This window comes from Pseudomonas umsongensis (genome assembly GCF_002236105.1).
GTDB classification, from domain to species: domain Bacteria; phylum Pseudomonadota; class Gammaproteobacteria; order Pseudomonadales; family Pseudomonadaceae; genus Aquipseudomonas; species Aquipseudomonas umsongensis.
The window spans coordinates 84,534-109,775 of sequence record NZ_NIWU01000008.1; the positions used below are offsets into that span (position 1 = coordinate 84,534).

The 25,242-nt window shown below is 61.3% G+C and carries 19 protein-coding genes and 3 tRNA genes; 3 read left to right on the forward strand and 19 right to left on the reverse strand.

Annotated elements, in window-relative coordinates:
* Positions 1 to 3 precede the first annotated feature (3 nt).
* Positions 4 to 1,437: an aldehyde dehydrogenase gene (aldA, locus tag PSUM_RS27620; protein ID WP_020795476.1), complete on the forward strand. Its 1,434-nt coding sequence runs from the start codon at positions 4 to 6 to the stop codon at positions 1,435 to 1,437.
* Between the two features lie 233 nt (positions 1,438 to 1,670).
* Here the strand turns inward: aldA and PSUM_RS27625 are convergent.
* The 19 genes from PSUM_RS27625 to leuC all read right to left on the reverse strand — a co-directional run bounded on the left by PSUM_RS27625 (position 1,671) and on the right by leuC (position 20,822).
* Positions 1,671 to 1,747 (reverse strand) — tRNA-Asp (locus PSUM_RS27625).
* A 92-nt stretch (positions 1,748 to 1,839) separates the two neighbouring features.
* Positions 1,840 to 1,916: transfer RNA gene (locus PSUM_RS27630), tRNA-Asp, on the reverse strand.
* Between the two features lie 53 nt (positions 1,917 to 1,969).
* A tRNA-Val gene (locus tag PSUM_RS27635) sits at positions 1,970 to 2,045 on the reverse strand.
* 215 nt (positions 2,046 to 2,260) lie between these two features.
* Positions 2,261 to 3,034: an SDR family oxidoreductase gene (locus PSUM_RS27640; protein WP_020795477.1), complete on the reverse strand. Its 774-nt coding sequence runs from the start codon at positions 3,032 to 3,034 to the stop codon at positions 2,261 to 2,263.
* Positions 3,031 to 4,242, reverse strand: a complete 1,212-nt coding sequence (locus PSUM_RS27645) for an O-succinylhomoserine sulfhydrylase (RefSeq protein WP_020795478.1) — start codon at positions 4,240 to 4,242, stop codon at positions 3,031 to 3,033. The genes PSUM_RS27640 and PSUM_RS27645 overlap by 4 nt, the downstream gene beginning before the upstream one ends.
* Before the next feature lie 73 nt (positions 4,243 to 4,315).
* Positions 4,316 to 5,821: an amidophosphoribosyltransferase gene (purF, locus tag PSUM_RS27650; protein ID WP_020795479.1), complete on the reverse strand. Its 1,506-nt coding sequence runs from the start codon at positions 5,819 to 5,821 to the stop codon at positions 4,316 to 4,318.
* A gap of 41 nt (positions 5,822 to 5,862) precedes the next feature.
* The gene (locus PSUM_RS27655) at positions 5,863 to 6,423 is read right to left on the reverse strand and encodes a CvpA family protein (RefSeq protein ID WP_020795480.1); all 561 of its coding nucleotides are present in this window, start codon (positions 6,421 to 6,423) and stop codon (positions 5,863 to 5,865) included.
* Positions 6,424 to 6,521: 98 nt separating this feature from the next.
* The gene (locus PSUM_RS27660) at positions 6,522 to 7,190 is read right to left on the reverse strand and encodes an SPOR domain-containing protein (RefSeq protein ID WP_083349496.1); all 669 of its coding nucleotides are present in this window, start codon (positions 7,188 to 7,190) and stop codon (positions 6,522 to 6,524) included.
* Positions 7,174 to 8,481: a bifunctional tetrahydrofolate synthase/dihydrofolate synthase gene (gene folC / locus PSUM_RS27665; RefSeq protein ID WP_033039311.1), complete on the reverse strand. Its 1,308-nt coding sequence runs from the start codon at positions 8,479 to 8,481 to the stop codon at positions 7,174 to 7,176. Before folC ends, PSUM_RS27660 begins: the two co-directional genes overlap by 17 nt.
* Positions 8,478 to 9,398, reverse strand: a complete 921-nt coding sequence (gene accD, locus PSUM_RS27670) for an acetyl-CoA carboxylase, carboxyltransferase subunit beta (RefSeq protein WP_020795483.1) — start codon at positions 9,396 to 9,398, stop codon at positions 8,478 to 8,480. Before accD ends, folC begins: the two co-directional genes overlap by 4 nt.
* Positions 9,399 to 9,583: 185 nt before the next feature.
* Positions 9,584 to 10,210, reverse strand: coding sequence for a phosphoribosylanthranilate isomerase (locus PSUM_RS27675; protein WP_020795484.1), 627 nt, complete (start codon positions 10,208 to 10,210; stop codon positions 9,584 to 9,586).
* 63 nt (positions 10,211 to 10,273) lie between these two features.
* On the reverse strand, positions 10,274 to 11,098 hold the full coding sequence (truA, locus tag PSUM_RS27680; RefSeq protein ID WP_033039317.1) for a tRNA pseudouridine(38-40) synthase TruA: 825 nt from the start codon (positions 11,096 to 11,098) through the stop codon (positions 10,274 to 10,276).
* Positions 11,099 to 11,383: 285 nt separating this feature from the next.
* Positions 11,384 to 14,071 (reverse strand): motility hub landmark protein FimV, encoded by a 2,688-nt coding sequence (locus PSUM_RS27685; RefSeq protein ID WP_083349497.1) that lies wholly within the window; start codon positions 14,069 to 14,071, stop codon positions 11,384 to 11,386.
* 177 nt (positions 14,072 to 14,248) lie between these two features.
* On the reverse strand, positions 14,249 to 15,259 hold the full coding sequence (locus PSUM_RS27690) for an aspartate-semialdehyde dehydrogenase (protein ID WP_020795487.1): 1,011 nt from the start codon (positions 15,257 to 15,259) through the stop codon (positions 14,249 to 14,251).
* A 255-nt stretch (positions 15,260 to 15,514) separates the two neighbouring features.
* A complete protein-coding gene (gene asd, locus PSUM_RS27695; RefSeq protein WP_007975660.1) occupies positions 15,515 to 16,627 on the reverse strand; it encodes an aspartate-semialdehyde dehydrogenase in 1,113 nt (370 codons plus the stop codon).
* A gap of 69 nt (positions 16,628 to 16,696) precedes the next feature.
* Positions 16,697 to 17,779 carry a 3-isopropylmalate dehydrogenase gene (gene leuB, locus PSUM_RS27700; protein WP_083349498.1) on the reverse strand — a complete coding sequence of 361 codons (1,083 nt, stop codon included), beginning with the start codon at positions 17,777 to 17,779 and terminating at the stop codon, positions 16,697 to 16,699.
* Between the two features lie 62 nt (positions 17,780 to 17,841).
* Complete coding sequence (locus tag PSUM_RS27705; protein WP_083349499.1) at positions 17,842 to 18,609, reverse strand: class I SAM-dependent methyltransferase; 768 nt, start codon at positions 18,607 to 18,609, stop codon at positions 17,842 to 17,844.
* A 138-nt stretch (positions 18,610 to 18,747) separates the two neighbouring features.
* Positions 18,748 to 19,392, reverse strand: coding sequence for a 3-isopropylmalate dehydratase small subunit (gene leuD, locus PSUM_RS27710; protein ID WP_008056361.1), 645 nt, complete (start codon positions 19,390 to 19,392; stop codon positions 18,748 to 18,750).
* A gap of 11 nt (positions 19,393 to 19,403) precedes the next feature.
* Positions 19,404 to 20,822 carry a 3-isopropylmalate dehydratase large subunit gene (gene leuC, locus PSUM_RS27715; RefSeq protein ID WP_020795490.1) on the reverse strand — a complete coding sequence of 473 codons (1,419 nt, stop codon included), beginning with the start codon at positions 20,820 to 20,822 and terminating at the stop codon, positions 19,404 to 19,406.
* A 148-nt stretch (positions 20,823 to 20,970) separates the two neighbouring features.
* Here leuC and PSUM_RS27720 point away from each other — a divergent pair, with 148 nt between their 5' ends.
* Together PSUM_RS27720 and PSUM_RS27725 are read left to right on the forward strand one after the other, a co-directional pair.
* Positions 20,971 to 21,861, forward strand: coding sequence for a LysR family transcriptional regulator (locus PSUM_RS27720; RefSeq protein WP_020795491.1), 891 nt, complete (start codon positions 20,971 to 20,973; stop codon positions 21,859 to 21,861).
* Between the two features lie 65 nt (positions 21,862 to 21,926).
* Positions 21,927 to 25,205 (forward strand): PAS domain S-box protein, encoded by a 3,279-nt coding sequence (locus PSUM_RS27725; RefSeq protein ID WP_020795492.1) that lies wholly within the window; start codon positions 21,927 to 21,929, stop codon positions 25,203 to 25,205.
* Positions 25,206 to 25,242 lie beyond the last annotated feature (37 nt).

Sequence of the window (25,242 nt, forward strand, 5' to 3'; positions counted from 1 at the left end):
TCCATGTCATCCGTGCCTGTTTACCAAAACTTCATCAACGGCCAGTTCGTGGCCAGCGCTGCCCACCTCGATGTGATCAACCCGGCCACCGGCGCCCTGCTGTCGAAGGTGCCAGCGTCGAATGCCGAAGATGTCGATCGCGCACTCGCTGCTGCACGCACCGCGCAAAAGGACTGGGCGCGCAAACCGGCGAATGACCGCGCCGGCTACTTGCGCCGCATCGCTGCCAAACTGCGGGAAAACGTGGCGCACCTGGCGCGCACCATCACCCTGGAACAAGGCAAGATCAGCGCCCTGGCCGAAGTCGAAGTCAACTTCACCGCCGACTATCTCGACTACATGGCCGAGTGGGCGCGGCGCATCGAAGGTGAAATCATCACCAGCGACCGCCAGGATGAAAACATCTTCCTGTTCCGCAAACCGCTGGGCGTGGTGGCCGGGATCCTGCCGTGGAATTTCCCGTTCTTCCTGATCGCTCGCAAGATGGCCCCAGCGCTGCTCACCGGCAACACCATCGTCATCAAGCCCAGCGAAGAAACACCCAACAACTGCTTCGAATTCGCACGATTGGTCGCGCAAACCGACTTGCCACCCGGCGTGTTCAATGTGGTCTGTGGCGATGGTCAGGTCGGTGCCGCACTGAGCGCGCACAAGCGCGTGGACATGATCAGTTTCACCGGTAGCGTCGCCACCGGTTCACGGATCATGGCCGCCGCGGCGCCGAATATCACCAAGCTCAATCTGGAACTGGGTGGCAAGGCCCCGGCCATTGTTTTGGCGGATGCCGACCTGGAGTTGGCGGTAAAGGCCATTCGTGATTCGCGCATCATCAACAGCGGCCAGGTGTGCAATTGCGCCGAGCGGGTCTATGTCGAGCGCAAGGTGGCCGATCAATTCATCGAGCGCATCGCCACCGCCATGAATGCCACCCGTTATGGCGACCCGGTTGCGCAACCTGATGTGGAGATGGGCCCGCTGATCAATCGCCAGGGCCTGGACAGCGTCAATCGAAAAGTCCGTACGGCATTGAGCCAGGGCGCGAGCCTGATCAGTGGCGGGCAGATTGCCGACCTCCCACACGGCTTTCACTTTCAGCCTACCGTTCTGGCCGGCTGCCACGCCGATATGGAGATCATGCGCGAGGAGATCTTCGGTCCCGTGCTGCCAATCCAGATCGTCGACGACCTGGATGAAGCCATCGCCCTGGCCAACGACTGCGACTATGGCCTGACCTCGTCGATCTACACCCGTGACCTGAGCAAGACCCTGCACGCCATGCGCGAGCTGGATTTTGGCGAAACCTACGTCAACCGCGAGAACTTCGAAGCGATGCAGGGTTTCCATGCCGGGGTGCGTAAATCCGGGATCGGCGGTGCGGATGGCAAGCATGGGTTGTATGAGTACACCCATACCCACGCGGTGTATCTGCAAGGCTGAAAATCGGGCGGTGCTGCTGATGCCGCCTTCGCAAGCAAGCCCGTTCCCCCATTGGATCTGTATTTTTACATTGATTCAATGAACAACACTCAACCCTTGCGGGTACGGGCTTCCGCTCAAATTTCAGACACAAAAAACCCCGGCCTTTCGACCAGGGTCTTTGCTATCGACGCGAAGTAAAGCAGTGGCTTTCTTCGTAGCTCCAAGGCGTTCAGTGGGCCTCGGGGCAGATATGGCGCAGCGGACGGGACTCGAACCCGCGACCCCCGGCGTGACAGGCCGGTATTCTAACCGACTGAACTACCGCTGCGTATCGCTGTGGACTTGCGTCCAAGTAACTCGTTTGGTCGAAAGCTTCGGTGCTTTTCAACCGCGAACCGGATGAATCCGATTCGTTGAATATGGCGCAGCGGACGGGACTCGAACCCGCGACCCCCGGCGTGACAGGCCGGTATTCTAACCGACTGAACTACCGCTGCGCGTCGGTGGAGGCATCTCAGCCTACCTCTTGCTTTCGCAAGTTTCTCGGGAGTGGTGGGTGATGACGGGATCGAACCGCCGACATTCTGCTTGTAAGGCAGACGCTCTCCCAGCTGAGCTAATCACCCGTTTGCATCTCCGAGGCCGCGAAATTTACGCAGGTAGCGAACCTAAGTCAATAGCAGGATTGAAGTTTTTCTGAAAAAGACAAAATTCTTTCAATCGATACCGTGTCGACCGCTTTCGCGAGCAGGCCCGCTCCCACAGTGGATAGCACTTGCAATGTGGGAGCGAGCCTGCTCGCGAAGACGATGGCGCACTCAACATCAATGCCCGGCTCGCCCTACTCGCTGTAGATCATTTTCTTGGTCATGCCGCCATCGACCACGAACTCCTGGCCGGTAACAAACCCGGCGTTCTTCGACAGCAGCCAGGCCACCATCGCCGCCACGTCCTCGACTGTCCCTACCCTGCCCGCCGGATGCTGGGCATGGTCGGCATCGGTCAGCGGCTCGGCACGGCGCACCGACGGGTCCCGCGCATCGATCCAGCCAGGGCTGACCGCATTGACCCGAATCTCCGGGCCAAGGCTGATGGCCAGCGCGTGAGTCAAGGCCAGCAGGCCGCCCTTGCTCGCGGCGTAGGCCTCGGTATCGGGCTCCGACTGTGCGGCACGGGTCGAGGCCAGGTTGACGATCGCCCCGCTATGGGCCCGCAGGTACGGCGCACAGTGCTTGGCCAACAGCATCGGCCCACTGAGGTTCACCGCCAGTACCCGGTTCCAGTAAGCCAGGTCGAGGCTTTCCAGGGTTATGTTGTGCGGATCGGCAACCGCGGCATTGCACACCAGCGCGTCCAGGCGCCCGAACTGCCCCAGCACCTCGGCAACACCCAGCGCCACCTGCCCTTCGTTCGAGACGTCCATGGCGATGAACCAGGCGTTGTCGCCCAGTACCTTCGCCACTTTCGACCCGCGCACCCGGTCCAGGTCCGTCAGCACCACCTGCCAGCCTTCGCTGATCAACCAGGCCGCAATTCCCAGGCCAATGCCCCGCGCCGCACCAGTCACCAGTGCCACGCGGCCATTGGTGCCCGATGGCGTGGACAACTCGATCACAGGGCAGCCAAACCGCGCGCCAGGTCGGCTTGCAGGTCTGCCACGTCTTCCAGGCCGACCGCAATGCGGATCAGGCTGTCACGAATGCCCGCAGCCTCACGCTCTTGCGGCGCCAGGCGGCCGTGGGAGGTGGTGCTCGGGTGGGTGATGGTGGTCTTGCTGTCGCCCAGGTTGGCAGTGATCGAAATCAGGCGGGTCGCATCGATAAAGCGCCAGGCGCCCTCTTTACCGCCCTTGACCTCGAAACTCACCACCGCACCGAAGCCCTTTTGCTGACGCAGGGCCAGCTCGTGCTGTGGATGGCTCTTGAGGCCGGCGTAATGGACTTTCTCGATGCCGTCCTGCTGCTCCAGCCATTCGGCCAGTTGCTGGGCGTTGGCGCAATGGGCCTTCATCCGCAGATTGAGGGTTTCCAGGCCCTTGAGGAAGATCCAGGCGTTGAACGGGCTCAAAGTCGGCCCGGCGGTGCGCAGGAAGCCGACCACTTCTTTCATCTGCTCGCTGCGTCCGGCCACGACACCGCCCATGCAACGGCCCTGGCCGTCGATGAACTTGGTTGCCGAGTGCACGACGATGTCCGCACCCATTTTCAACGGCTGTTGCAGCGCCGGGGTGCAGAAGCAGTTGTCGACCACCAGCATCGCGCCCTTGGCGTGAGCGATTTTCGCCAGTTCGGCGATATCCACCAGCTCAGCCAACGGGTTGGACGGCGATTCGACGAACAGCAATTTGGTGTTGGCCTTGATCGACGCATCCCAGCCGGACAAATCCGCCAGGGGTACGTAGTCGACTTCGATGCCGAAACGCTTGAAGTACTTCTCGAACAGGCTGATGGTCGAGCCGAACACGCTACGCGACACCAGCACGTGATCGCCGGCACTGCACAGGCTCATCACAACCGCCATGATCGCAGCCATGCCGGTGGCAGTTGCCACGGCCTGCTCGGCATTTTCCAGGGCGGCAATACGCTCTTCGAAGGCGCGTACGGTGGGGTTGGTGTAGCGCGAATAAACGTTACCCGGCACTTCCCCGGCAAAACGCGCGGCCGCATCGGCGGCGGTACGGAATACATAGCTCGAAGTGAAGAACATCGGATCACCGTGTTCGCCTTCCGGCGTACGGTGCTGACCGGCACGAACGGCCAGGGTATCGAACGCTACGCCTTCGAGGTCGCTGTCCAACCGACCGGCATCCCAATCCTGACTCATGCTGTCACTCCTTTCCCTATTCTCGTAAATTAAAAGCCAGATACAAAACCGGCCCCTCAGGGCCGGTAGTTACTCAGTTGTTGTACAGATCGATGATCGCGCTGACTGCCTGGGTCTTGACCTTGGAGGCATCGTTACGCGCCTGCTCGATCTTGTTCAGGTAAGCCTCGTCGACGTCGCCGGTGACGTACTGGCCGTCGAACACCGCGCAATCGAACTTGTCGATTTTGATCTTGCCGCCACCGACCGCTTCGATCAAGTCAGGCAAGTCCTGATAGATCAGCCAGTCGGCACCGATCAGGTCCGCAACGTCCTGGGTCGAACGGTTGTGGGCGATCAGCTCGTGGGCGCTCGGCATGTCGATGCCGTAGACGTTCGGGAAACGCACGGCCGGGGCTGCGGAGCAGAAGTAAACGTTCTTGGCGCCTGCTTCGCGTGCCATCTGGATGATCTGCTTGCAGGTGGTGCCGCGCACGATGGAATCGTCCACCAGCATCACGTTCTTGCCGCGGAATTCCAGCTCGATGGCGTTGAGCTTCTGGCGTACGGATTTTTTCCGTGCCGCCTGGCCCGGCATGATGAAGGTGCGGCCGATGTAGCGGTTCTTCACGAAACCTTCGCGGAACTTCACGCCCAGGTGGTTCGCCAGCTCCAGGGCCGCGGTGCGGCTGGTGTCCGGGATCGGGATGACCACGTCGATGTCGTGATCCGGACGCTCGCGCAGGATCTTCTCGGCGAGCTTCTCACCCATGCGCAGGCGGGCCTTGTACACCGACACGCCGTCGATGATCGAGTCCGGACGCGCCAGGTAGACGTGCTCGAAGATGCAAGGGGTCAGGGACGGGTTGGTTGCGCACTGACGAGTGTGCAGCTTGCCGTCTTCGGTGATGTAGACCGCTTCGCCCGGTGCCAGGTCGCGAATCAGCGTGAAACCGAGCACGTCCAGGGACACGCTCTCGGAGGCGATCATGTATTCGACGCCTTCGTCGGTGTGACGCTGGCCGAACACGATCGGACGGATGCCGTGGGGGTCACGGAAACCGACGATGCCGTAACCGGTCACCATGGCCACGACCGCATAGCCACCGACGCAACGATTGTGCACGTCGGTGACGGCAGCAAATACGTCTTCTTCAGTCGGCTGCAGCTTGCCGCGCTGGGCCAGCTCGTGCGCGAACACGTTCAGCAGTACTTCCGAATCGGAACTGGTGTTGACGTGGCGCAGGTCAGATTCGTAAATCTCCTTGGCCAGTTGTTCAACGTTGGTCAGGTTACCGTTATGCGCCAGGGTGATGCCGTAAGGCGAGTTGACGTAAAACGGTTGAGCTTCGGCCGAGGTCGAGCTGCCCGCGGTCGGGTAGCGCACATGGCCAATGCCCATGTGGCCGACCAGGCGCTGCATGTGACGCTGATGGAACACGTCACGCACCAGGCCATTGTCCTTGCGCAGGAATAACCGGCCATCATGGCTGGTCACGATACCGGCAGCGTCCTGGCCGCGGTGCTGGAGGACGGTTAGCGCGTCATACAGCGCCTGATTGACGTTCGACTTACCGACGATACCGACGATGCCACACATGCGACGCAACCCCTACTTAATGGATCTGAACTGAACAACACTCACTGAGGCGTTTTGGCCATCGGCAAGAGCTGCTCCTTGAACGGAATATCAGCGGGTACGCTGATACCGCTGGCAAGCCACTGACTGCTCCACCCGAGAATCAGGTTTTTGGACCAATCTGCGACCAATAGAAATTTTGGCACGAGCTGCGACTGTTTCCACCACTCGTCCTGTTGTACCGGCCCCAGGCTCAACAGCCCGACCGCCACGACCACCAGCAGCACGCCACGCGCTGCGCCGAAAGCCATGCCGAGGAATCGATCGGTCCCGGACAACCCGGTGACGCGAACCAACTCGCCGATAAGATAATTGATCATTGCGCCTACGATCAGCGTGGCGACAAACATGATGGCACAGCCCGTGATTATACGAGCCGATGGGGTCTGGATATATCCGACGAGATACTCGGACAATGAGCCACCGAACATCCAGGCAACGGCTCCTGCGATGATCCAGGTCACCAGCGACAGTGCTTCCTTGACGAAGCCGCGGCTCAGACTGATCAAAGCGGAGATGGCGACGATTGCAACGATCGCCCAGTCAACCCAGGTAAATGGCACAGTGCAGCCTACAGACGGATAAGGCGGCGCATTTTAGCAGAGCCCATGCTTATCGGTAAGCTGCGATTGTCAGTGCATTTCAAATCGCGGCGATAGATTTAGCCACGCTCTGGTTGAAAGCGCACGACAAACCCCTTGAGGTTCTGCTGGCGGTTCAACAGGTCACGCAGGCGATCAGCCTCTGCACGCTCGATCAGTGGCCCGACAAACACGCGATTCTTGCCGTCGGCTGTGCGGATATAGGCATTATAACCCTGGCTGCGCAGGTTTTTTTGCAGCTTTTCCGCGCTTTCGCGATTGGCCAGGCTGGCCAATTGCACCGACCAACTGACCGACAGGCCATTGGCGTCGACGCGGCTTTGGCTGGTATCCGGCTTGCCGGGTGCGGCGCTGATCGGTTGCGACGGTGGCGTGGCGGGCTTGGCCGCCAGCGCCGGAACAGGGGCTGGCGCAGGGGGCGGCGTGACCGGCTTGGCGGCGGGTGCCGGAGCGACAGGCGCAACCGGTGCAACCGGCGCTTCCTGCTGGGCGATTTCTTCGTCGCTCGGCACAGGTTCCTGCGGCAGGGCCTGGGGCACAGGCACCACCACGGACTCCACCTGCACTTGCGGCATCGCCGGCGCTTGTGGCGCGGCCGGAGCCTGGACCTCCACCTGGCGCTGTTCATCCTGGCGAGAAAACAGCATCGGCAGGAAAATCACGGCCAGGGCGACCAGGACCAGGGCACCGACCATGCGTTGCTTGTAAGCCTTATCCAGCAATGCCATTTGCCGCTTCCTCCGTGGAGTGCCGGGCCAACCACTCAAGGGCCTCGGCAACACAATAGAATGATCCGAACAACAGAATCTCGTCGTCACTCGTCGCCTGCGCACACTGCCCTTCCAGAGCGGTGGCCACACTATCATACGACGTCACCGAAGCACCGCGCTTGTCCAGCGCTTCACGCAAGTCGGTCACCGGTCGCGCCCGGGGCGAATCCAGCGGCGCGACTGCCCAATGCTCGACACTAGCACTCAATTCGCCAATGACACCCTCCAGATCCTTGTCAGCCAGCAACCCGAATACCGCCAGACGCTTGCCCGCCGGTGGACGACTGGCCAGGCGCCGGGCCAGATACTCTGCGGCATGGGGGTTATGCCCCACATCCAGCAACAAATTGAGGCGCTTACCCTGCCAGTCGAACTGCCGGCGATCGAGTCGACCCACTATCCGCGTCGCTTGCAGCGCCTGGACAATCTGCGCGTTTACCCAAGGCAACCCGAGCAACAGATAGGCTTGCAGCGCCAGGGCGGCGTTTTCCATCGGCAGGTCGAGCAGCGGCAGGTCGTGCAATTCGACCACTTGCCCCCTGGCATCGACGCCGCGCCATTGCCAATGCTGATCGGTAACACCCAGGTCGAAATCGCGCCCACGCAGGAAAAACGGGCAATTGAGCTCGCGCGCCTTGTCCAGCAAGGGTTGCGGAGGATTCAAGTCGCCGCAGAGCGCAGGCGCGCCCTGACGGAAGATGCCGGCCTTTTCGAAGGCCACGGACTCGCGGGTATCACCCAGGTAATCCGCATGATCCACGCCAATACTGGTGACCAACGCCATGTCGGCGTCTACCACATTGACGGTATCCAGGCGCCCGCCCAGACCCACTTCCAGGACCACGGCGTCAAGCCCGGACTGTTGAAACAGCCAGAACGCCGCCAGGGTCCCCATCTCGAAATAGGTCAGGGAGGTATCGCCGCGACCGGCTTCGACCGCAGCAAAAGCCTGGCAAAGCTCGGCGTCAGTGGCTTCGACGCCATTGACCTGCACCCGCTCGTTGTAACGCAGCAGGTGCGGAGAGCTGTAGACACCGACGCGCAGGCCCTGCGCCCGCAGCAATGAAGCCACGAACGCACAGGTAGAGCCCTTGCCATTGGTGCCGGTGACCGTGATCACCCGAGGCGCCGGCTTGCCCAATCCCATTCGGGACGCTACCTGCTGCGAGCGCTCAAGCCCCATGTCGATGGCCGAAGGGTGCAACTGCTCAAGGTAGGCGAGCCACTCGCCAAGGGTACGTTCGATCATAGGTTGGCAGGTACCGGTGGAACCACGACTGGCTCGATTGGCGCAGCGACGAACTTCGGCGTCGGCAGGCCCATCATTTGCGCCAGCAGGTTACCCAGGCGCGGACGCAGCTCCTGACGGTGAATGATCATGTCGATCGCGCCGTGCTCCAGCAGGAACTCGCTGCGCTGGAAGCCTTCGGGCAGTTTTTCGCGAACGGTTTGTTCGATCACGCGCGGACCGGCAAAGCCGATCAGGGCCTTGGGCTCGCCGACGATCACGTCGCCCAGCATCGCCAGGCTGGCGGAAACACCGCCGTAGACCGGATCGGTCAGCACGGAAATGAACGGAATGCCTTCTTCACGCAGACGCGCCAGCACCGCGGAGGTCTTGGCCATTTGCATCAGCGAGATCAGGGCTTCCTGCATCCGCGCGCCACCGGAGGCGGAGAAGCAGATCATCGGGCAGCGTTTTTCCAGCGCGTAGTTGGCCGCGCGCACAAAGCGCTCACCGACGATGGCGCCCATCGAGCCGCCCATGAACGAGAATTCGAACGCCGATACCACGACAGGCATGCCCAGCAGGGTGCCGCTCATCGAGATCAGCGCGTCTTTTTCGCCAGTCTGCTTCTGCGCCGCGGTCAGGCGATCCTTGTACTTCTTGCCGTCGCGGAACTTCAGGCGGTCAACCGGCTCCAGGTCAGCGCCCAGCTCGGTACGACCTTCGGCGTCGAGGAAAATGTCGATGCGCGCGCGCGCGCCGATGCGCATGTGATGATTGCACTTGGGGCAAACGTCCAGGGTTTTTTCCAGCTCCGGACGATACAGCACAGCCTCGCAAGACGGGCATTTGTGCCAAAGACCTTCAGGCACCGAGCTCTTCTTGACCTCGGAACGCATGATCGAAGGGATCAGTTTGTCTACTAACCAGTTGCTCATGCTTTCTTTCTCCAGTACCGGCGGCCCGAACGCTCTGGTTCGCAGCCCCGCGTATGCCCTTGAGCTAAATTCATGTGTGCGGCGATGTTCGATGGGTGCCGGGTCAGTGCAGCGTGACCTGCGTACAACCCATCAATCCTCAGCCGTTTTGTACAGTGCAGTGGACGGCGGCAGTCTGCCAGCCGTCACATCAAGCTGCCACGGACTGCCTTGATAAACGCCTGAATCTTTGCGTGATCCTTGATGCCCTTGCTCGACTCTACCCCGCCACTCACATCCACGGCATAAGGTCGAACCCGCGCCACCGCCTCGGCGACGTTTTCCGGAGTCAGGCCGCCCGCCAGGATAATCGGCTTGTTCAAGCCTTGCGGTATCAATGACCAGTCGAACGCCTGGCCGGTTCCACCGGGAACACCTTCGACATAGGCGTCGAGCAAAATACCGCTGGCACTCGGATAAGCAGCGCAAGCGGCCGCGATATCATCCCCCGCCTTGACCCGCAGCGCCTTGATGTAAGGACGATGCCAGCCCTCGCAATCCGCTGCACTTTCATCGCCATGGAACTGCAGCAGGTCCAGTGGCACGGCGTCGAGGATTTCTCCCAGCTCGCAGCGGCTGGCGTTGACGAACAAGCCCACGGTGGTGACGAACGGCGGCAACGCCTTGATGATCGCGCGCGCCTGCTGGAACGTCACGCCCCGCGGGCTCTTGGCGTAGAACACAAAGCCGATGGCATCGGCCCCGGCCTCGACCGCCGCCAACGCATCTTCTATGCGGGTAATCCCGCAAATCTTGCTGCGAACGGCTGGCATGTCGATAAATCCTCACGGTAAATCCGGGAAAGTCCCGGATGGTAACAAAAGCGTTCGAAGGCGTCAGCCGTCAAGTTCGCTGAAACCGGTAAGGAAATGTGGGCCGATGTAACGCTCGGGCAACTGGAACTCGTCGCGGTACTCGACCTGCACCAGATACAGGCCGAACGGATGCGCCGTCACCCCGCCGGAACGGCGAATCCGGCTCTCCAGCACTTCCTTCATCCACTCCACCGGACGCTCGCCAGCACCGATGGTCATCAGCACGCCGGCGATGTTGCGCACCATGTGGTGCAGGAAGGCGCTGGCGCGAATATCCAGCACGATCATCTTGCCGTGGCGCGTGACGCGCAGGTGATGCAGCTCTTTGATCGGCGACTTGGCCTGGCACTGGCCGGCTCGGAAAGCGCTGAAATCGTGCGTGCCCACCAGGTACCGGGCCGCTTCGGCCATGCGCTCGACGTCCAGTGGACGGTGGTTCCAGGTGATTTCCTCGTTCAGGTGCGCCGGACGGATCTGGTCGTTGTAGATCACATACCGATATCGCCGGGCAATGGCCTTGAACCGGGCATGAAAATGCGCCGGCATGACCTTGGCCCAACTGACGCTGACATCGTGCGGCAAATTGATATTGGCGCCCATGACCCAGGCTTTCATCGAACGCTCGACTTGCGTATCGAAGTGCACCACTTGGCCACACGCATGCACGCCGGCATCGGTACGCCCGGCGCACAGCAGCGAAACGGGAGAGTCGGCCACCTTCGACAAGGCGTTTTCGAGGGTTTCCTGCACCGTGAGCACGCCGGAGGCCTGGCGCTGCCAGCCACGATAACGCGAGCCCTTGTATTCAACGCCCAACGCGATCCGGAAAAAGCCGTCGGCCGCCATTTCGGCGGCCGGGTTATCTATGTTTGCCAAGGAGTGACAGCCTGCTGATGTACGCAAAGGGGGGCATTATAAGGCTGCCGAGCGGGGACGCCAGTACAACAGCAGGTACTGTGGCGAATCGGCTGTCGCCTTCGCGAGCAGGCTCGCTCCCACAGGGGGATTGGTGTCTGTGGGAGCGAGCCTGCTCGCGAAAGCGGCCTCGCAGACGCCATCGCATCACCGCGGCAAACAAAAACGGCAGCCTCAATGGGCTGCCGCTTTGCTTACAACCGACCGCTCAATCACTCAAGCCAGGCGCGCAAGCATCTCCTTCGCTTCGCTCTTCTGCCCGTCGTCGCCTTCGGTCACCACCTCGTTGAGGATGTCACGCGCGCCATCGTTATCGCCCATGTCGATGTAGGCCTGGGCCAGATCGAGCTTGGTGGCGACCTCGTCGGTACCGGACAGGAAATCGAATTCCGGCTCATCATCCACGGTTGCCAGGGCGTCATCCACCGTGAAGCTTGGCTCACTGATGCTCTGGGACAGGCTTTCCAATTCGGCGCTGACGTCATCCAGCTCAGTACCAAATGCCTGCTCAGGCGCCGGAACGTCCATCTCATCGGCCAGCGACAAATCGAAATCCGCCGGCAGGTCCAGATCGTCCAGGGTCACTTGTGGCACGTCCGGCGCTGGCGCCGCCGGCAGGTCCTTGACATCTTCATCCAGGCTCAGCAGGAAGTCGTCCTCGGCCAGGATCGCGGGCGTTGGCTCGCCACCGAGGTCCATATCCAGATCGAACTCCGACAGGTCATCGAGGTTTTCCTTGATTTCAGTCTGCTGCTGCAAGACCGACTCGAAGCTCAGGTCATCGTCCAGCGGGAAATCTTCCAGATCGGCCAGGGTTGTTTCCGGCTCAGGCTCAGGCTCAGGCGCTGGTACGGGTGCCGGCTCAACCGCGACCGGCGTTACCGGCGTGACATTTTCCAGGTCATCCAGACTCAAGTCGAACGCGCTGTCAAAATCGTCATCGAATGCAGCCGGCGCCTGAGGCTCGTCGAGCAACAGGTCCTTGACGTACTGTGCGTCCAGCTCGGCAGCAGCGGCGGCAGCGGCGATACCGCCCGCAGCGACCAGCGCCATGGCCGGGAAGCGGCTCTTGAGTTTTTCCACCTGGGCATAATTGTCGCCATTGGCGACCAACTGCCGCTCCTGGACCACGAACGCGTCGCGATCACCCTGCAAACCGTAGACTTCCATCAGCTTGAGGCGCAAATCGCTGCGTTGAGGCTCCTGCTTGACGCCCTCTTCAAGCAGCGCGGCAGCCTGGTTCAACCGACCGCCGTCGATGTGCGACTGCGCGCGACCCAACACATCGTCGGAATGCTCGGCGGCGGGCGATACCAGTGGCGCGGCAATCGGCGGCGTGACCACGACCGGAGCAATCACCGGAGCGGGGGCGGGGGCGGGAGCTGGCGCTGGAGTCGGTGCAGTGGCCAGTTTCGGGCTCGGTGGCGCATCCTCCAGGTCATCGAAGATGCCTTTTGACAGGTCAAGCTCGGAGGAAAACGCCTGCTCTTCGGCCAGGGCGCGGGCCATGCGCAGATGTTTCTCGGCTTCCTGCTGGGCTTTGCGGCGACGGGCCAGTAACAGCAGCAACAGCAACACCACCACTGCCCCGCCACCCGCCAGACCCAGCAGCCACGGATTGGTCAGCAACTCATTGAATTTCTGCTCATCGGAGGCTGCAGGTTTCGATTCGATCGGTGTTTCTGCCGGAGCCGCAGCAGGCGTCGCTTCAGCCGGAACAGGCGCGGGGGCCGTTGCTTCGGCCGGAACCGGAGCCGGCGCTTCGGCAGGCGTTGCCGCAGGATCAGCGGGCAGCTCAGCCGGGATCGCCGCAGCGGTCGCAGTTGTCGCAGGCGCTCCTGCCGCACCTTCGGCCTGCAATTTGGCCAGTTGGTTGTTCTTCAGCTCAATGAGGCGTTGCAGCTTGTCCATCTGGCTTTGCAGATCGGTCATGCGGCTTTTCAGCTCAGCACTGTCGCGGCGCTTGGTATCGAGACTTTCCTGGGTTACCGCCAACTGGTTGTTCAAGGCCTTGGCATCGCCTGCGACGCCCTTGCCCTTGGCTTTTCCGGATTCGGCGGAAACCAGGCTCAGCTTATCCAGGCCAGCTTGCGATGAAGTGGCTTCACCGCGACCCCGATTGGTGGCGTCAAGCTGCTGCTGGCCTGCTCCAGGCTTGGCGACATAACGACGCCCCTGACGCCAGGCGGTATTTTGTGCAGCCACTTCGGCGATGGCCTTCGATTGCGGCAAGCTCGTGCTTTGCGCCTGATCGGGCAGACGCAATACCTGGCCGGTTTTGAGTCGGTTGATGTTGCCATCGATGAAGGCATCCGGGTTCAGCGCCTGGATGGCCAGCATGGTTTGTTGAATCGAACCGCCATTACGCGCCTTCGCGGCGATTTCCCACAGGGTGTCGCGCCGCGTGGTGGTGTATTCGGACGGTTTGGTCGCGCCAGTGACGGGCGTGGTACCGGTTTGAACAGGTGCAGCTTGCGCAGCCGCGTCAGCGGTCTGCGGCGAGAATTTGGACGGATCGAGCAGCACGCTGTAATCGCGCAGCAGTCGACCGTTGGGCCACATCACCTGAACCAGGAATTTCACCATCGGTTCGGTCAGGGGTTTGCTGGAGGTGACGCGCAGGATGCTTTTGCCGCTGGCGTTGAGTACCGGAGTAAAGGTCAGGTCGTTGAGAAACGCCTGGCGGTCGACACCGGCCTTGGCGAAATCGTCAGGAGAAGCCAGGCTCGGCACCACTTCGGCAGCGGTGAGTTCCTTAACGTCGAGCAACTCGATTTCCGCCACCAGCGGCTGGTTCAGCGTCGACTTCAGGGTCAGTTCCCCGAGCCCGAGGGCATGCGCCATACCGGAGGACAGCGCCGAGGCGGCCGCTATTGCTAACACCAGTTTGCGAACTTGAACCATAGCTTATCCTTAGTTTTCACATTCCTCGGCCAGCGAGGCAGATAGCCGCTGCCGTAAGGCATTGCGCGCGGGCGAAGGTCGCCGCGCGCGATCGTTTCATGCATGCCCTGCAAAGCCCTTCAGGGCGGCTCGCCTTCGACATTACGGCCAAGCATGACGCTCGTTTGGAAGTATCTTTTACAGCAGGTCTTTTATCAACAACTCGGCGACCTGCACAGCATTGAGCGCCGCGCCTTTGCGTACGTTATCTGACGTCAGCCACACATTAAGTTCCGACGGTTCGTCGATCCCCAAGCGCACCCGACCAACGTAGACCACATCCTGCCCTACCGCATCGCCGACCGCCGTCGGGTAATCGCCGGCTTCCACCAACTCGATGCCGGGAGCGTCCTCGAGCGCGGCGTTGACCTTTGCCAGGTCGATATCGCTCGCACACTGCAAGGTCACGCTATAGCTATCGCCAAAAAACACCGGGGCTTGAATGCAAGTGACGGAAATCTTCAATGAAGGCAACGCCATGACTTGACGCAGTTCACGCACCAGGCGCTTTTCCAGCAGGGTATGGCCCTGTTCGTCCGGCTTGCCGACCTGGGCCAGCAGGTTAAAAGCCATCTGCCGGTCAAAGAAGGTTGGCTCCAGTGGGCGAACGTTCAGCAATTCGGCGGTTTGCCGGGCCAGCTCTGTCACGGCTTCGCGGCCCTGGGCCGATACTGCCAGGCAGGCGGTCAGGTTGATGCGTTGCAAATCGAGCAGCCCCAGCAGGGGTGCGAGCAGCACCGCCAGGGTGCTGGCCGCCGGGCTCGGGCTGCTGACCTGGAAGGGCTTTTTCAGGCCGGCCAGCACTGAAGCATTCGCTTCCGGGACCACCTGTGGCGCTTGCTCGGCCGGCAAGGCGCCAGACAGATCGATGATCGAGCAACCGGCCGCCGTGGCACGCGCGGTGTAACTCAATGTCACCGCTGGACCGGCGGCAAAAAATACTAACTGGACCTTGCCAAAATCGAACTCATCGACTTCACGCACCCGTACGTTCTTGCCGCGGTACGGCACCGAACTGCCGGCGGATTCACTGCTGGCCAGCAGATGCAGGCTGCCGATCGGAAAATCACGTTCTTCGAGGATCTGCACCAGCGTTTCGCCGACAGTACCGGTGGCGCCGATCACGGCAATATCAAGGGTCTGGCTCATGGTTTTACCTCTGGCGAAACGGGGGGAGCGGCACTTTACCGGGTGGGGGGCATGCAGGCAATTCTGCCGGATATTTGCTGTGGCTGTACCGACCCCTTCGCGAGCAGGCCTCGCTCCCACAGTTGATTGCGGTCTGATGTGGAAGCGAGCCTGCTCGCGAAGGGGTCGGTATAAACACCCCATCAACATCAGATTGCCGGAATAAAAAAACCCGCACCTCTTTCAAGGCGCGGGTTCTTTAATGGCTTCAATCGATCAACGCTCGAGCAAGATCCGCAGCATGCGACGCAGCGGCTCGGCCGCGCCCCACAACAGCTGGTCGCCGACGGTGAACGCGCCGACGAACTGCGAGCCCATGTTCAGCTTGCGCAGGCGGCCAACCGGGATGTTCAGGGTGCCGGTAACCTTGTTCGGGCTCAGTTCCTGAATGCTGGTCTCACGGCTGTTCGGCACCAGCTTGACCCAAGGGTTGTGCTGGCTGATCAACCCTTCGATATCGGCGATCGGTACATCTTTGTTCAGCTTGATGGTCAGCGCCTGGCTGTGGCAGCGCATGGCGCCGATGCGCACGCAGATGCCATCCACCGGGATCGGGCTCTTGAAGCGACCGAGGATTTTGTTGGTCTCGGCCTGGGCCTTCCACTCTTCACGGCTTTGACCGTTCGGCAGTTCCTTGTCGATCCACGGGATCAGGCTGCCAGCCAGCGGTACGCCGAAGTTTTCGGTCGGGTACGCGTCGCTGCGCATGGCTTCCGCCACACGACGATCGATGTCGAGGATCGCACTGGCCGGATCGGCCAGTTGATCGGCAACAGCGGCATGGGTCGCACCCATTTGCTTGATCAGTTCACGCATGTTCTGCGCGCCGGCACCGGAGGCCGCCTGATAAGTCATGGCGCTCATCCACTCCACCAGGCCAGCCTCGAACAGGCCGCCCAGGCCCATCAGCATCAGGCTGACGGTGCAGTTGCCACCGATGTAGTTCTTGGTGCCCGCGTCCAACTGCTGATCGATGACCTTGCGGTTCACCGGGTCCAGCACGATGACGGCGTCATCCTGCATGCGCAGGCTGGAGGCGGCATCGATCCAGTAACCCTGCCAGCCGGCTTCGCGCAGTTTCGGGAAGACTTCGCTGGTGTAGTCGCCACCCTGGCAGGTCAGGATCACGTCGAGGGTCTTCAGCTCTTCAATGCTGTAAGCGTCCTTGAGCGGAGCAATGTCCTTGCCCACGGACGGGCCTTGGCCACCGACATTGGAAGTGGTGAAAAACACCGGCTCGATAAGATCGAAATCCTGCTCTTCCAGCATCCGCTGCATGAGCACGGAACCGACCATACCGCGCCAACCGATCAGACCTACACGTTTCATCGCAACTACACCTTCTTGAAATGTGGGCCGCTGCTTTAGGGGGTGAAATCAGGCAGCGGGCCCGAGAGATTACAGATTCCGCAGCGCGGCGACTACTGCGTCGCCCATTTCCTGCGTACCGACTTTAGTGCAACCGTTCGACCAGATGTCACCGGTGCGCAAGCCCTGGTCCAATACCAGGCTTACCGCTTTTTCGATGGCATCGGCGGCGGCCTGCTGGTTGAAGCTGTAGCGCAACATCATCGACACCGACAAAATGGTCGCCAACGGGTTGGCGATGCCTTTACCTGCGATGTCCGGTGCCGAACCGTGGCACGGCTCGTACATGCCTTTGTTATTGGTGTCCAGGGATGCCGACGGCAGCATGCCGATGGAACCGGTGAGCATCGACGCCTGGTCGGACAGGATATCGCCGAACATGTTGTCGGTGACGATCACGTCGAACTGCTTCGGTGCCCGCACCAGTTGCATGGCAGCGTTGTCGACGTACATGTGGCTCAGCTCGACTTGTGGGTAATCCTTGGCCACTTCCTCGACGATTTCACGCCACAGCTGGCTGGAGGCCAGCACGTTGGCCTTGTCCACCGAGCAGAGCTTCTTGCCGCGGACCATGGCCATGTCGAAACCGACACGGGCGATGCGGCGGATTTCGCTTTCGCTGTATGGCAGGGTGTCGTAGGACTGACGCTCGCCGTTTTCCAGGGTCCGGGTGCCACGTGGCGCGCCGAAGTAGATACCGCCGGTCAGCTCGCGAACGATCAGGATGTCCAGGCCGGCAACGATTTCCGGTTTCAGGCTGGAAGCCTCGGCCAGTTGCGGGTACAGGATCGCCGGACGCAGGTTGCCGAACAAGCCCAGTTGCGCACGAATTTTCAGCAGGCCGCGTTCAGGACGGATGTCACGCTCGATGGTGTCCCATTTCGGGCCGCCCACCGCGCCCAACAGTACGGCGTCCGCCGCGCGGGCACGCTCCAGGGTTTCATCGGCCAAAGGCACGCCGTGCTTGTCGATGGCCGCGCCACCGATCACGTCGTGACTCAGCTCGAAGCCCAGGGCGAACTTGTCGTTGGCCAGTTCCAGCACCTTGACCGCTTCGGCCATGATTTCCGGGCCAATACCGTCACCTGGGAGAATCAGAATCTGCTTGCTCATGCGTTCCTCATGTCATCAGTCGGTGCGCCCTCGGGCGCTCCCGGAAAAAGTCTGTTAGTCGCTTATCTTTCAGCCATCAGCACCAACACATCGGTACTGAACGATCCATCGGCTTCAATCTCAAAATATTCGCGCACTTCGTTACCCATCGACTGCTGCAACTCGCGGATCGCCGCGCGCATCACCTGTGGCGTGCGCATGCGCTCGACCCAGGAGCTGTACTCCAATCGCAGCCGCTGGCGGCTGGTGCTGCGGGTATGCAGCCCCGCCTCACTGACCTGGCGCAACCACTCACCGGCGCTATAGTCGCGCACATGGCTGGTGTCGCGCAGCACTTCGACGCTTTGCAGGTAAGTGTCGAACAATGGGCTGCCTGGTGACAACACGTCGATGAAAGCCGCTACGCCACCCGGTTTCAGCACCCGGCGCACTTCCCGCAAGGCCAGGCCGAGATCGCTCCAATGGTGCGCCGAATAGCGGCTGAAAACGAAATCGAACTCGCCATCGGCGAACGGCAGTCGCTCGGCGGCGCCGTTGACCGTGGTCACATTGTTCAAACCCCGATCAATGGCGGCGGCGGCGACCACGTCGAGCATTTGCTGCGACAGGTCGTAGGCCACCACTTCCTTGACCAGCGAGGCCACCTGAAAACTCACGTGACCGGCACCGCAGCCCAGGTCCAGGACCCGCGCCTCGCCCTGCCCCGCCAGTTCGGCCTGTAGCAGCGCAAATTCGGTGCCTTGAGCGTGTACGGCGCTGCTCAGGTAGGCCGCGGCCTGTTCACCGAATTGCTTTTGGACTACCTGGCTGTGCTGGGCGGTGCTGGTCATGGGGGACTTCCTTTTTGGGGTTGAGTCTTGTGGTGTTTGTTCGGGCCTCTTCGCGAGCAGGCTCGCTCCCACAGTGGAATGCATTTCAAATGTGGGAGCGAGCCTGCTCGCGAAGGCGTCATCACGTCCTACGCAAAATCAAGCGTCGCGAAACAACCACGGCTGGCTCGCCCGGTGCTTGGCCTCGAACGCCGCGATCGCATCACCGTCTTGCAAGGTCAAACCGATATCGTCCAGGCCATTGAGCAGGCAGTGCTTGCGGAACGCGTCGATTTCAAAGCTCAGCACTTTGCCGTCCGGGCGGGTCACAGTCTGGGCCTGCAGGTCGATCTGCAGCTGGTAGCCCGGGTTGGCCTCGACCTGCTGGAACAGCTCGTCGACTTCAGCGTCGCTCAAGATGATCGGCAGCAAGCCGTTCTTGAAGCTGTTGTTGAAGAAAATGTCGGCATAGCTCGGCGCGATGATGCTGCGGAAACCGTACTCTTCCAGCGCCCATGGCGCGTGCTCGCGGCTGGAGCCGCAGCCAAAGTTCTCGCGGGCCAGCAGCACGCTGGCGCCTTGGTAACGCTCGGCGTTGAGGACGAAGTCCTTGTTCAATGGGCGCTTGGAGTTGTCCTGATAGGGCTGACCCACGTCCAGGTAACGCCATTCGTCGAACAGGTTCGGACCGAAACCGGTGCGCTTGATCGACTTCAAGAATTGCTTCGGGATAATCTGGTCGGTGTCGACGTTGGCACGATCCAGAGGCGCGACAAGTCCAGTGTGCTGGGTAAAAGCTTTCATGCTGCGCTCCTTTAGATCAATTCACGGACGTCGACGAAACGACCGTTCACCGCGGCGGCGGCGGCCATGGCCGGGCTCACGAGGTGGGTACGACCACCGGCACCCTGGCGGCCTTCGAAGTTGCGGTTCGACGTGGAAGCGCAATGCTCGCCAGACTCCAAGCGGTCCGGGTTCATCGCCAGGCACATCGAGCAACCCGGCTCGCGCCATTCGAAACCGGCTTCGAGGAAAATCTTGTCCAGGCCTTCCGATTCGGCCTGTGCTTTCACCAGGCCCGAACCCGGCACCACGATGGCCTGCTTGATGGTGGAGGCCACCTTGCGGCCCTTGGCGATCACCGCCGCTGCGCGCAGGTCTTCGATCCGCGAGTTGGTGCAGGAGCCGATGAACACACGGTCCAACTGAATGTCGGTGATCGCCTGATTGGCGGTCAAACCCATGTACTTCAGGGCGCGCTCGATGGAACCGCGCTTGACCAGGTCCATTTCCTTCGCAGGATCCGGAACGTGCTGGTCGACCGCCAGGACCATCTCGGGCGAAGTGCCCCAGCTGACTTGCGGCTTGATCTGGGTCGCGTCGAGTTCGACAACCGTGTCGAACACCGCGTCGGCATCGGATACCAGGTCTTTCCAGGCTTCGACGGCCAAATCCCATTCCGCGCCTTTCGGGGCGAATGGACGGCCCTTCACGTAAGCCACGGTTTTTTCATCGGCGGCTACCAGGCCAACGCGAGCACCGGCCTCGATGGACATGTTGCAGATGGTCATGCGGCCTTCAACGGACAGGTCGCGAATCGCGCTGCCGGCGAATTCGATGGCGTGGCCGTTACCACCGGCGGTACCGATCTTGCCAATCACGGCGAGCACGATGTCCTTGGCAGTCACGCCAAACGGCAATTGGCCTTCGACGCGAACCAGCATGTTCTTCATTTTCTTGGCGACCAGGCACTGGGTGGCGAGCACGTGCTCGACCTCGGAAGTGCCGATACCATGGGCCAGGGCACCGAACGCGCCGTGGGTCGAGGTATGGGAGTCGCCGCAGACCACGGTCATGCCCGGCAAAGTAGCGCCCTGCTCCGGGCCGATGACGTGGACGATGCCTTGGCGGACGTCATTCATCTTGAATTCGACGATGCCGTATTCATCGCAGTTATCGTCGAGGGTCTGGACCTGCAAACGCGAGACCTGGTCGGCAATGGCTGCGATGCCGCCCTTGCGCTCCGGGGTGGTCGGTACGTTGTGGTCCGGGGTCGCGATGTTGGCATCGATGCGCCATGGCTTGCGCCCGGCCAGTCGCAGCCCTTCGAAAGCTTGCGGCGAAGTCACTTCGTGGATGATGTGACGATCGATATAGATCAGCGCCGAGCCATCGTCGCGCTGTTTGACCAAATGCGAATCCCAGAGCTTGTCGTAGAGCGTTTTGCCGGCCATCAGACGGTTTCCTCATCAGCTTGTTTCTATGCCCTGGGTCTTGAGTGGTTCAATAACCCTTTGGCTTGTGAGGCTGATCCTATGGGGTTAGATTAAATAACTCAAATTCATATTTTTTATGCTTTGGATAACCAACTGGAATACAGCAATGGACCTCGCCAATCTCAATGCCTTTATTGCCATCGCCGAGACCGGAAGCTTCTCCGGCGCCGGCGAGCGACTGCATCTGACCCAACCGGCGATCAGCAAGCGCATCGCTGGCCTGGAGCAGCAATTGAAGGTGCGCCTGTTCGATCGGCTGGGCCGCGAAGTCGGCCTGACCGAGGCCGGCCGCGCCCTGCTGCCCCGGGCCTATCAGATCCTGAATGTCCTTGATGATACGCGCCGCGCCCTGACCAACCTCACCGGGGAGGTGACCGGTCGTCTGACCTTGGCCACCAGTCACCATATCGGCCTGCACCGTTTGCCGCCTTTATTGAGAGAGTTCACTCGGCGTTATCCCGAGGTGGCGCTGGATATCCAGTTTCTCGATTCGGAAGTGGCCTACGAAGAAATCCTCCATGGTCGGGCTGAACTGGCGGTCATCACCCTGGCGCCGGAGCCCCATGCCCTGGTCAAGGCCACACCGGTGTGGGACGACCCGCTGGACTTTGTGGTCGCCCCGGAGCATTCGTTGCTCGGCAACGGCAAGGTCAGCCTCGCGGACATCGCCCGACACCCGGCGGTGTTCCCCGGCGGCAACACGTTCACCCATCACATTGTCCAACGCCTGTTCGAGGCCCAAGGCCTGACGCCGAACATCGCCATGAGTACCAATTACCTCGAAACCATCAAGATGATGGTGTCGATCGGCCTGGCCTGGAGTGTCTTGCCACGCACCATGCTCGACGACCAGGTTGCGCGAATACCTTTACCGGGCATACAACTGACTCGCCAGCTAGGCTATATCCTGCACACAGAAAGGACGCTATCGAATGCAGCGCGGGCCTTCATGGCCTTACTGGATGCCCAGATCGATCTGCCAGGGACTCAAGGCTAACTTGTGCTACTCCTATAGAGCCCGAATTTCTGTACCCGAGACCCAATTCAGCTCAAGGCTTGCCAATGCCGAAATCTGTTGACCGTATTCCGCCGATGCCGCGCATCCAGGCGCTTGACCCGAAAAGCTCCGAACAAAGCTGGGAAAGTGCCTCGCAATTGCTGGCCGCGCTCAATGGCGCGCGGCTGGGCGCGTGGTATTGGGATATCGAGCGTGGGCAGATCAGTTGGTCCCGGGGCACGCAGGCGCTGTTTGGCTTCGACCCCCGGCAACCGTTGCCGGCCGACCTGGAATACCTCGACTTGTTGCCTGCCGAAGATCGGGCAAAGACCCTTCGCGCCTTCCATGCCGTGATCGCAGGCGCACCGCTCGAGCAAGCGATGCACCACCGCGTTCGCTGGCCCGACGGCAGCCTGCATTGGCTGGAGATCAGCGGCAGCCTGCTGCCGGACAAGCTCGGCCGTCCCCGAATGATTGGCGTGATCCGCGAAATCACCCACCAGCGTCTGCGCGAACAGGCGCTGAGCAGTTCGGAAAAACGCTTCGCGACGCTGTTTCACTTGTGTCCGAACATGGTCCTGCTGACGCGCCAGGAAGACGGCCTGATCACCGAAGCCAACCAGTATTTCGAAAGCCTGTTCGGCTGGCCGGTGCAGGACGCGATCGGCCGCACCACGCTGGAACTGGGCCTCTGGGTGCACCCCGAGCAACGCGCGCAACTGGTCAAGGCGACCAAGGCCAAGGGCGAGCTGACCAATATGGAGGTGCAGTTTCGCGCCAGCAACGGGCAGGTCCACGATGGCATCCTCAGTGCGCAAAAGGTCGAACTCGAAGGCCAGCCCTACCTGCTGAGCACTTTCCTCGACACCACCGAACGCAAAGCGGCCGAACACGCCCTCAAAGACAGCCAGGAGCGCCTCGACCTGGCCCTGGACTCGGCACAACTGGGCACCTGGGACTGGCACATCCCCAGCGGCATGCTGTATGGCTCGGCGCGCGCCGCCCAGTTACACGGCATGGAGCCCATTCCATTCCATGAATCCTTCGACGACTTTTTCGAAGGCGTGCCCGGCGAAGAACGCGACACCATGCGCGATGCCTACCGCAGCCTGCGCGAAGGCCCCGCCGGCAACTATCAGCTGACCTATCGGGTGCAAATGCCGGATGGCAGCTCTCGCTACCTGGAGAGCCGCGCCCGCCTCTACCGCGATGAAAACGGTGTCCCCCTGCGCATGGCCGGCACCTTGCTCGACATCACCGACCAGGTCGAGCGCGAACAGCGCCTGATAGCTTCCGAAGAGAAATTCGCTACCCTGTTCCAGGTCAGCCCGGACCCGATCTGCGTGACGCGCCAGGACACCGGGCAATTCATCGAGATCAACTCCAGCTTCACCCAGACCTTTGGCTGGAGCGCCGCCGACGTGATCGGCCGCAGTGCCGACGAAATCGGCCTGTGGGACGCTTCGGCAAAAAGCCTGCAGCGGATCGAACAGGTGATCCGCGAACAAGGCCTGAACAATGTGGCAATCCTCGTCCAGCACAAGGATGGGCAGTCGCTGACTTGCGTGATTTCCAGCCGTCAGATCAGCGTCAGCGAACAGCCCTGCATCGTCACCACCTTGCGCGACATCACCCAGCAGCAACGCTCGGAAGCGGCGCTCAAGGCCAGCGAAGAGAAGTTCGCCAAGGCCTTCCACTCAAGCCCCGACGCCATCACCATCACCGAACGCGATACCGGACGCTATCTGGAGGTCAACGACGGCTTTTGCCGCCTGACCGGCTACCGTGCCGATGAAGTGATCGGCCGTACCGTGTATCAGGTAGGAATCTGGGCCGAAGAAAAACAACGCTCGGCGTTGCTGGCCGAACTGCAGATCAAGGGCCGGGTACATCACCAGGAAATGCTCGGGCGCAACAAGCGCGGCGAATTGCTGACGGTAGAAGTGTCGGTAGAGCCGATCACCCTCAACGAAACCGCGTGCCTACTATTGACCGCGCGGGACGTCAGCCTGCTGAAAAATGCCGAGGCGCAGATCCGCCACCTGGCCTACCACGACCCGCTGACCAACCTGCCCAACCGCGCACTGCTGATGGATCGCCTGAGCCAGCAGATCGCCCTGCTCAAGCGCCACAACCTGCGCGGCGCCTTGATGTTCCTCGACCTCGACCACTTCAAGCACATCAACGATTCCCTCGGTCATCCGGTGGGCGATACGGTGCTGAAAATCATCACCGCACGCCTGGAAGCCAGCGTGCGCATGGAAGACACCGTCGCGCGCCTGGGCGGCGATGAATTCGTGGTGCTGCTCAGCGGCCTCGAAGGCTCGCGCAACGAGGTCAGCGCTCAGGTCTGCGAACTGGCCGATACCATTCGTGAGCTGCTGTCTGAACCGATGTTCCTCGACGGTCAGCGCCTGCAGGTGACACCGAGTATCGGCATTGCGTTGATTCCCGACCATGGGTCCACGCCGACCGACCTGCTAAAGCGTGCCGATATCGCCCTGTATCGCGCCAAGGATTCAGGACGCAATACCGCGCAGATGTACCACAACACCATGCAGAAAGCGGCGAGCGAGCGCCTGCGCATGGAAACCGATTTGCGCCTGGCGCTTTCGCGCGGTGAATTTCGCGTGCATTACCAACCCCAGGTGGACGCCCGGGATAACCGCATTGTCGGTGCCGAAGCGCTGGTGCGCTGGAACCATCCGGAGCTCGGCGCGCAGTCGCCCACCGAGTTCATCAAGGTGCTGGAAGACAGCGGGTTAATCCTGGAAGTTGGCACCTGGATCGTCGACGAAGCCTGCCAGGCCTTCAGGCAACTGATCGCCGATGGCCGGGTGGACCCGCTGAAATTCAGCCTATGCGTCAACATCAGCCCGCGCCAGTTCCGCCAGAATGACTTCGTCGAGCGCATCGAAAACAGCCTCGCCACCTACGGCCTGCCCAGTTCGCTGCTGAAACTGGAAATCACCGAAGGCATCGTCATCCAGAACCTGGAAGACACCATCAACAAGATGCTGCGCCTGAAAAAGCTCGGCGTGAGCTTTGCCATGGACGATTTCGGCACCGGTTATTCCTCGCTGACCTACCTCAAGCGCCTGCCGGTCGACACCCTGAAAATCGACCAGTCATTCATTCGCGACGCTACCACCGACCCCAACGACGCCGAGATCATCCGCGCCATCGTCGCCATGGCCCGCAGCCTCGGGCTGAAAATCATCGCCGAAGGGGTGGAGACCTCGGAACAGCTGGAATTCCTGCAGGGGCTGGGCTGCCATCTCTATCAGGGGTACCTGCATAGCCGGCCGCTGCCGGTGGAGGAACTGCAAAAGCTTCTGTTGTAGGAGCGAGCATGCTCCGGGCGGCGTTCCGACGATGGTC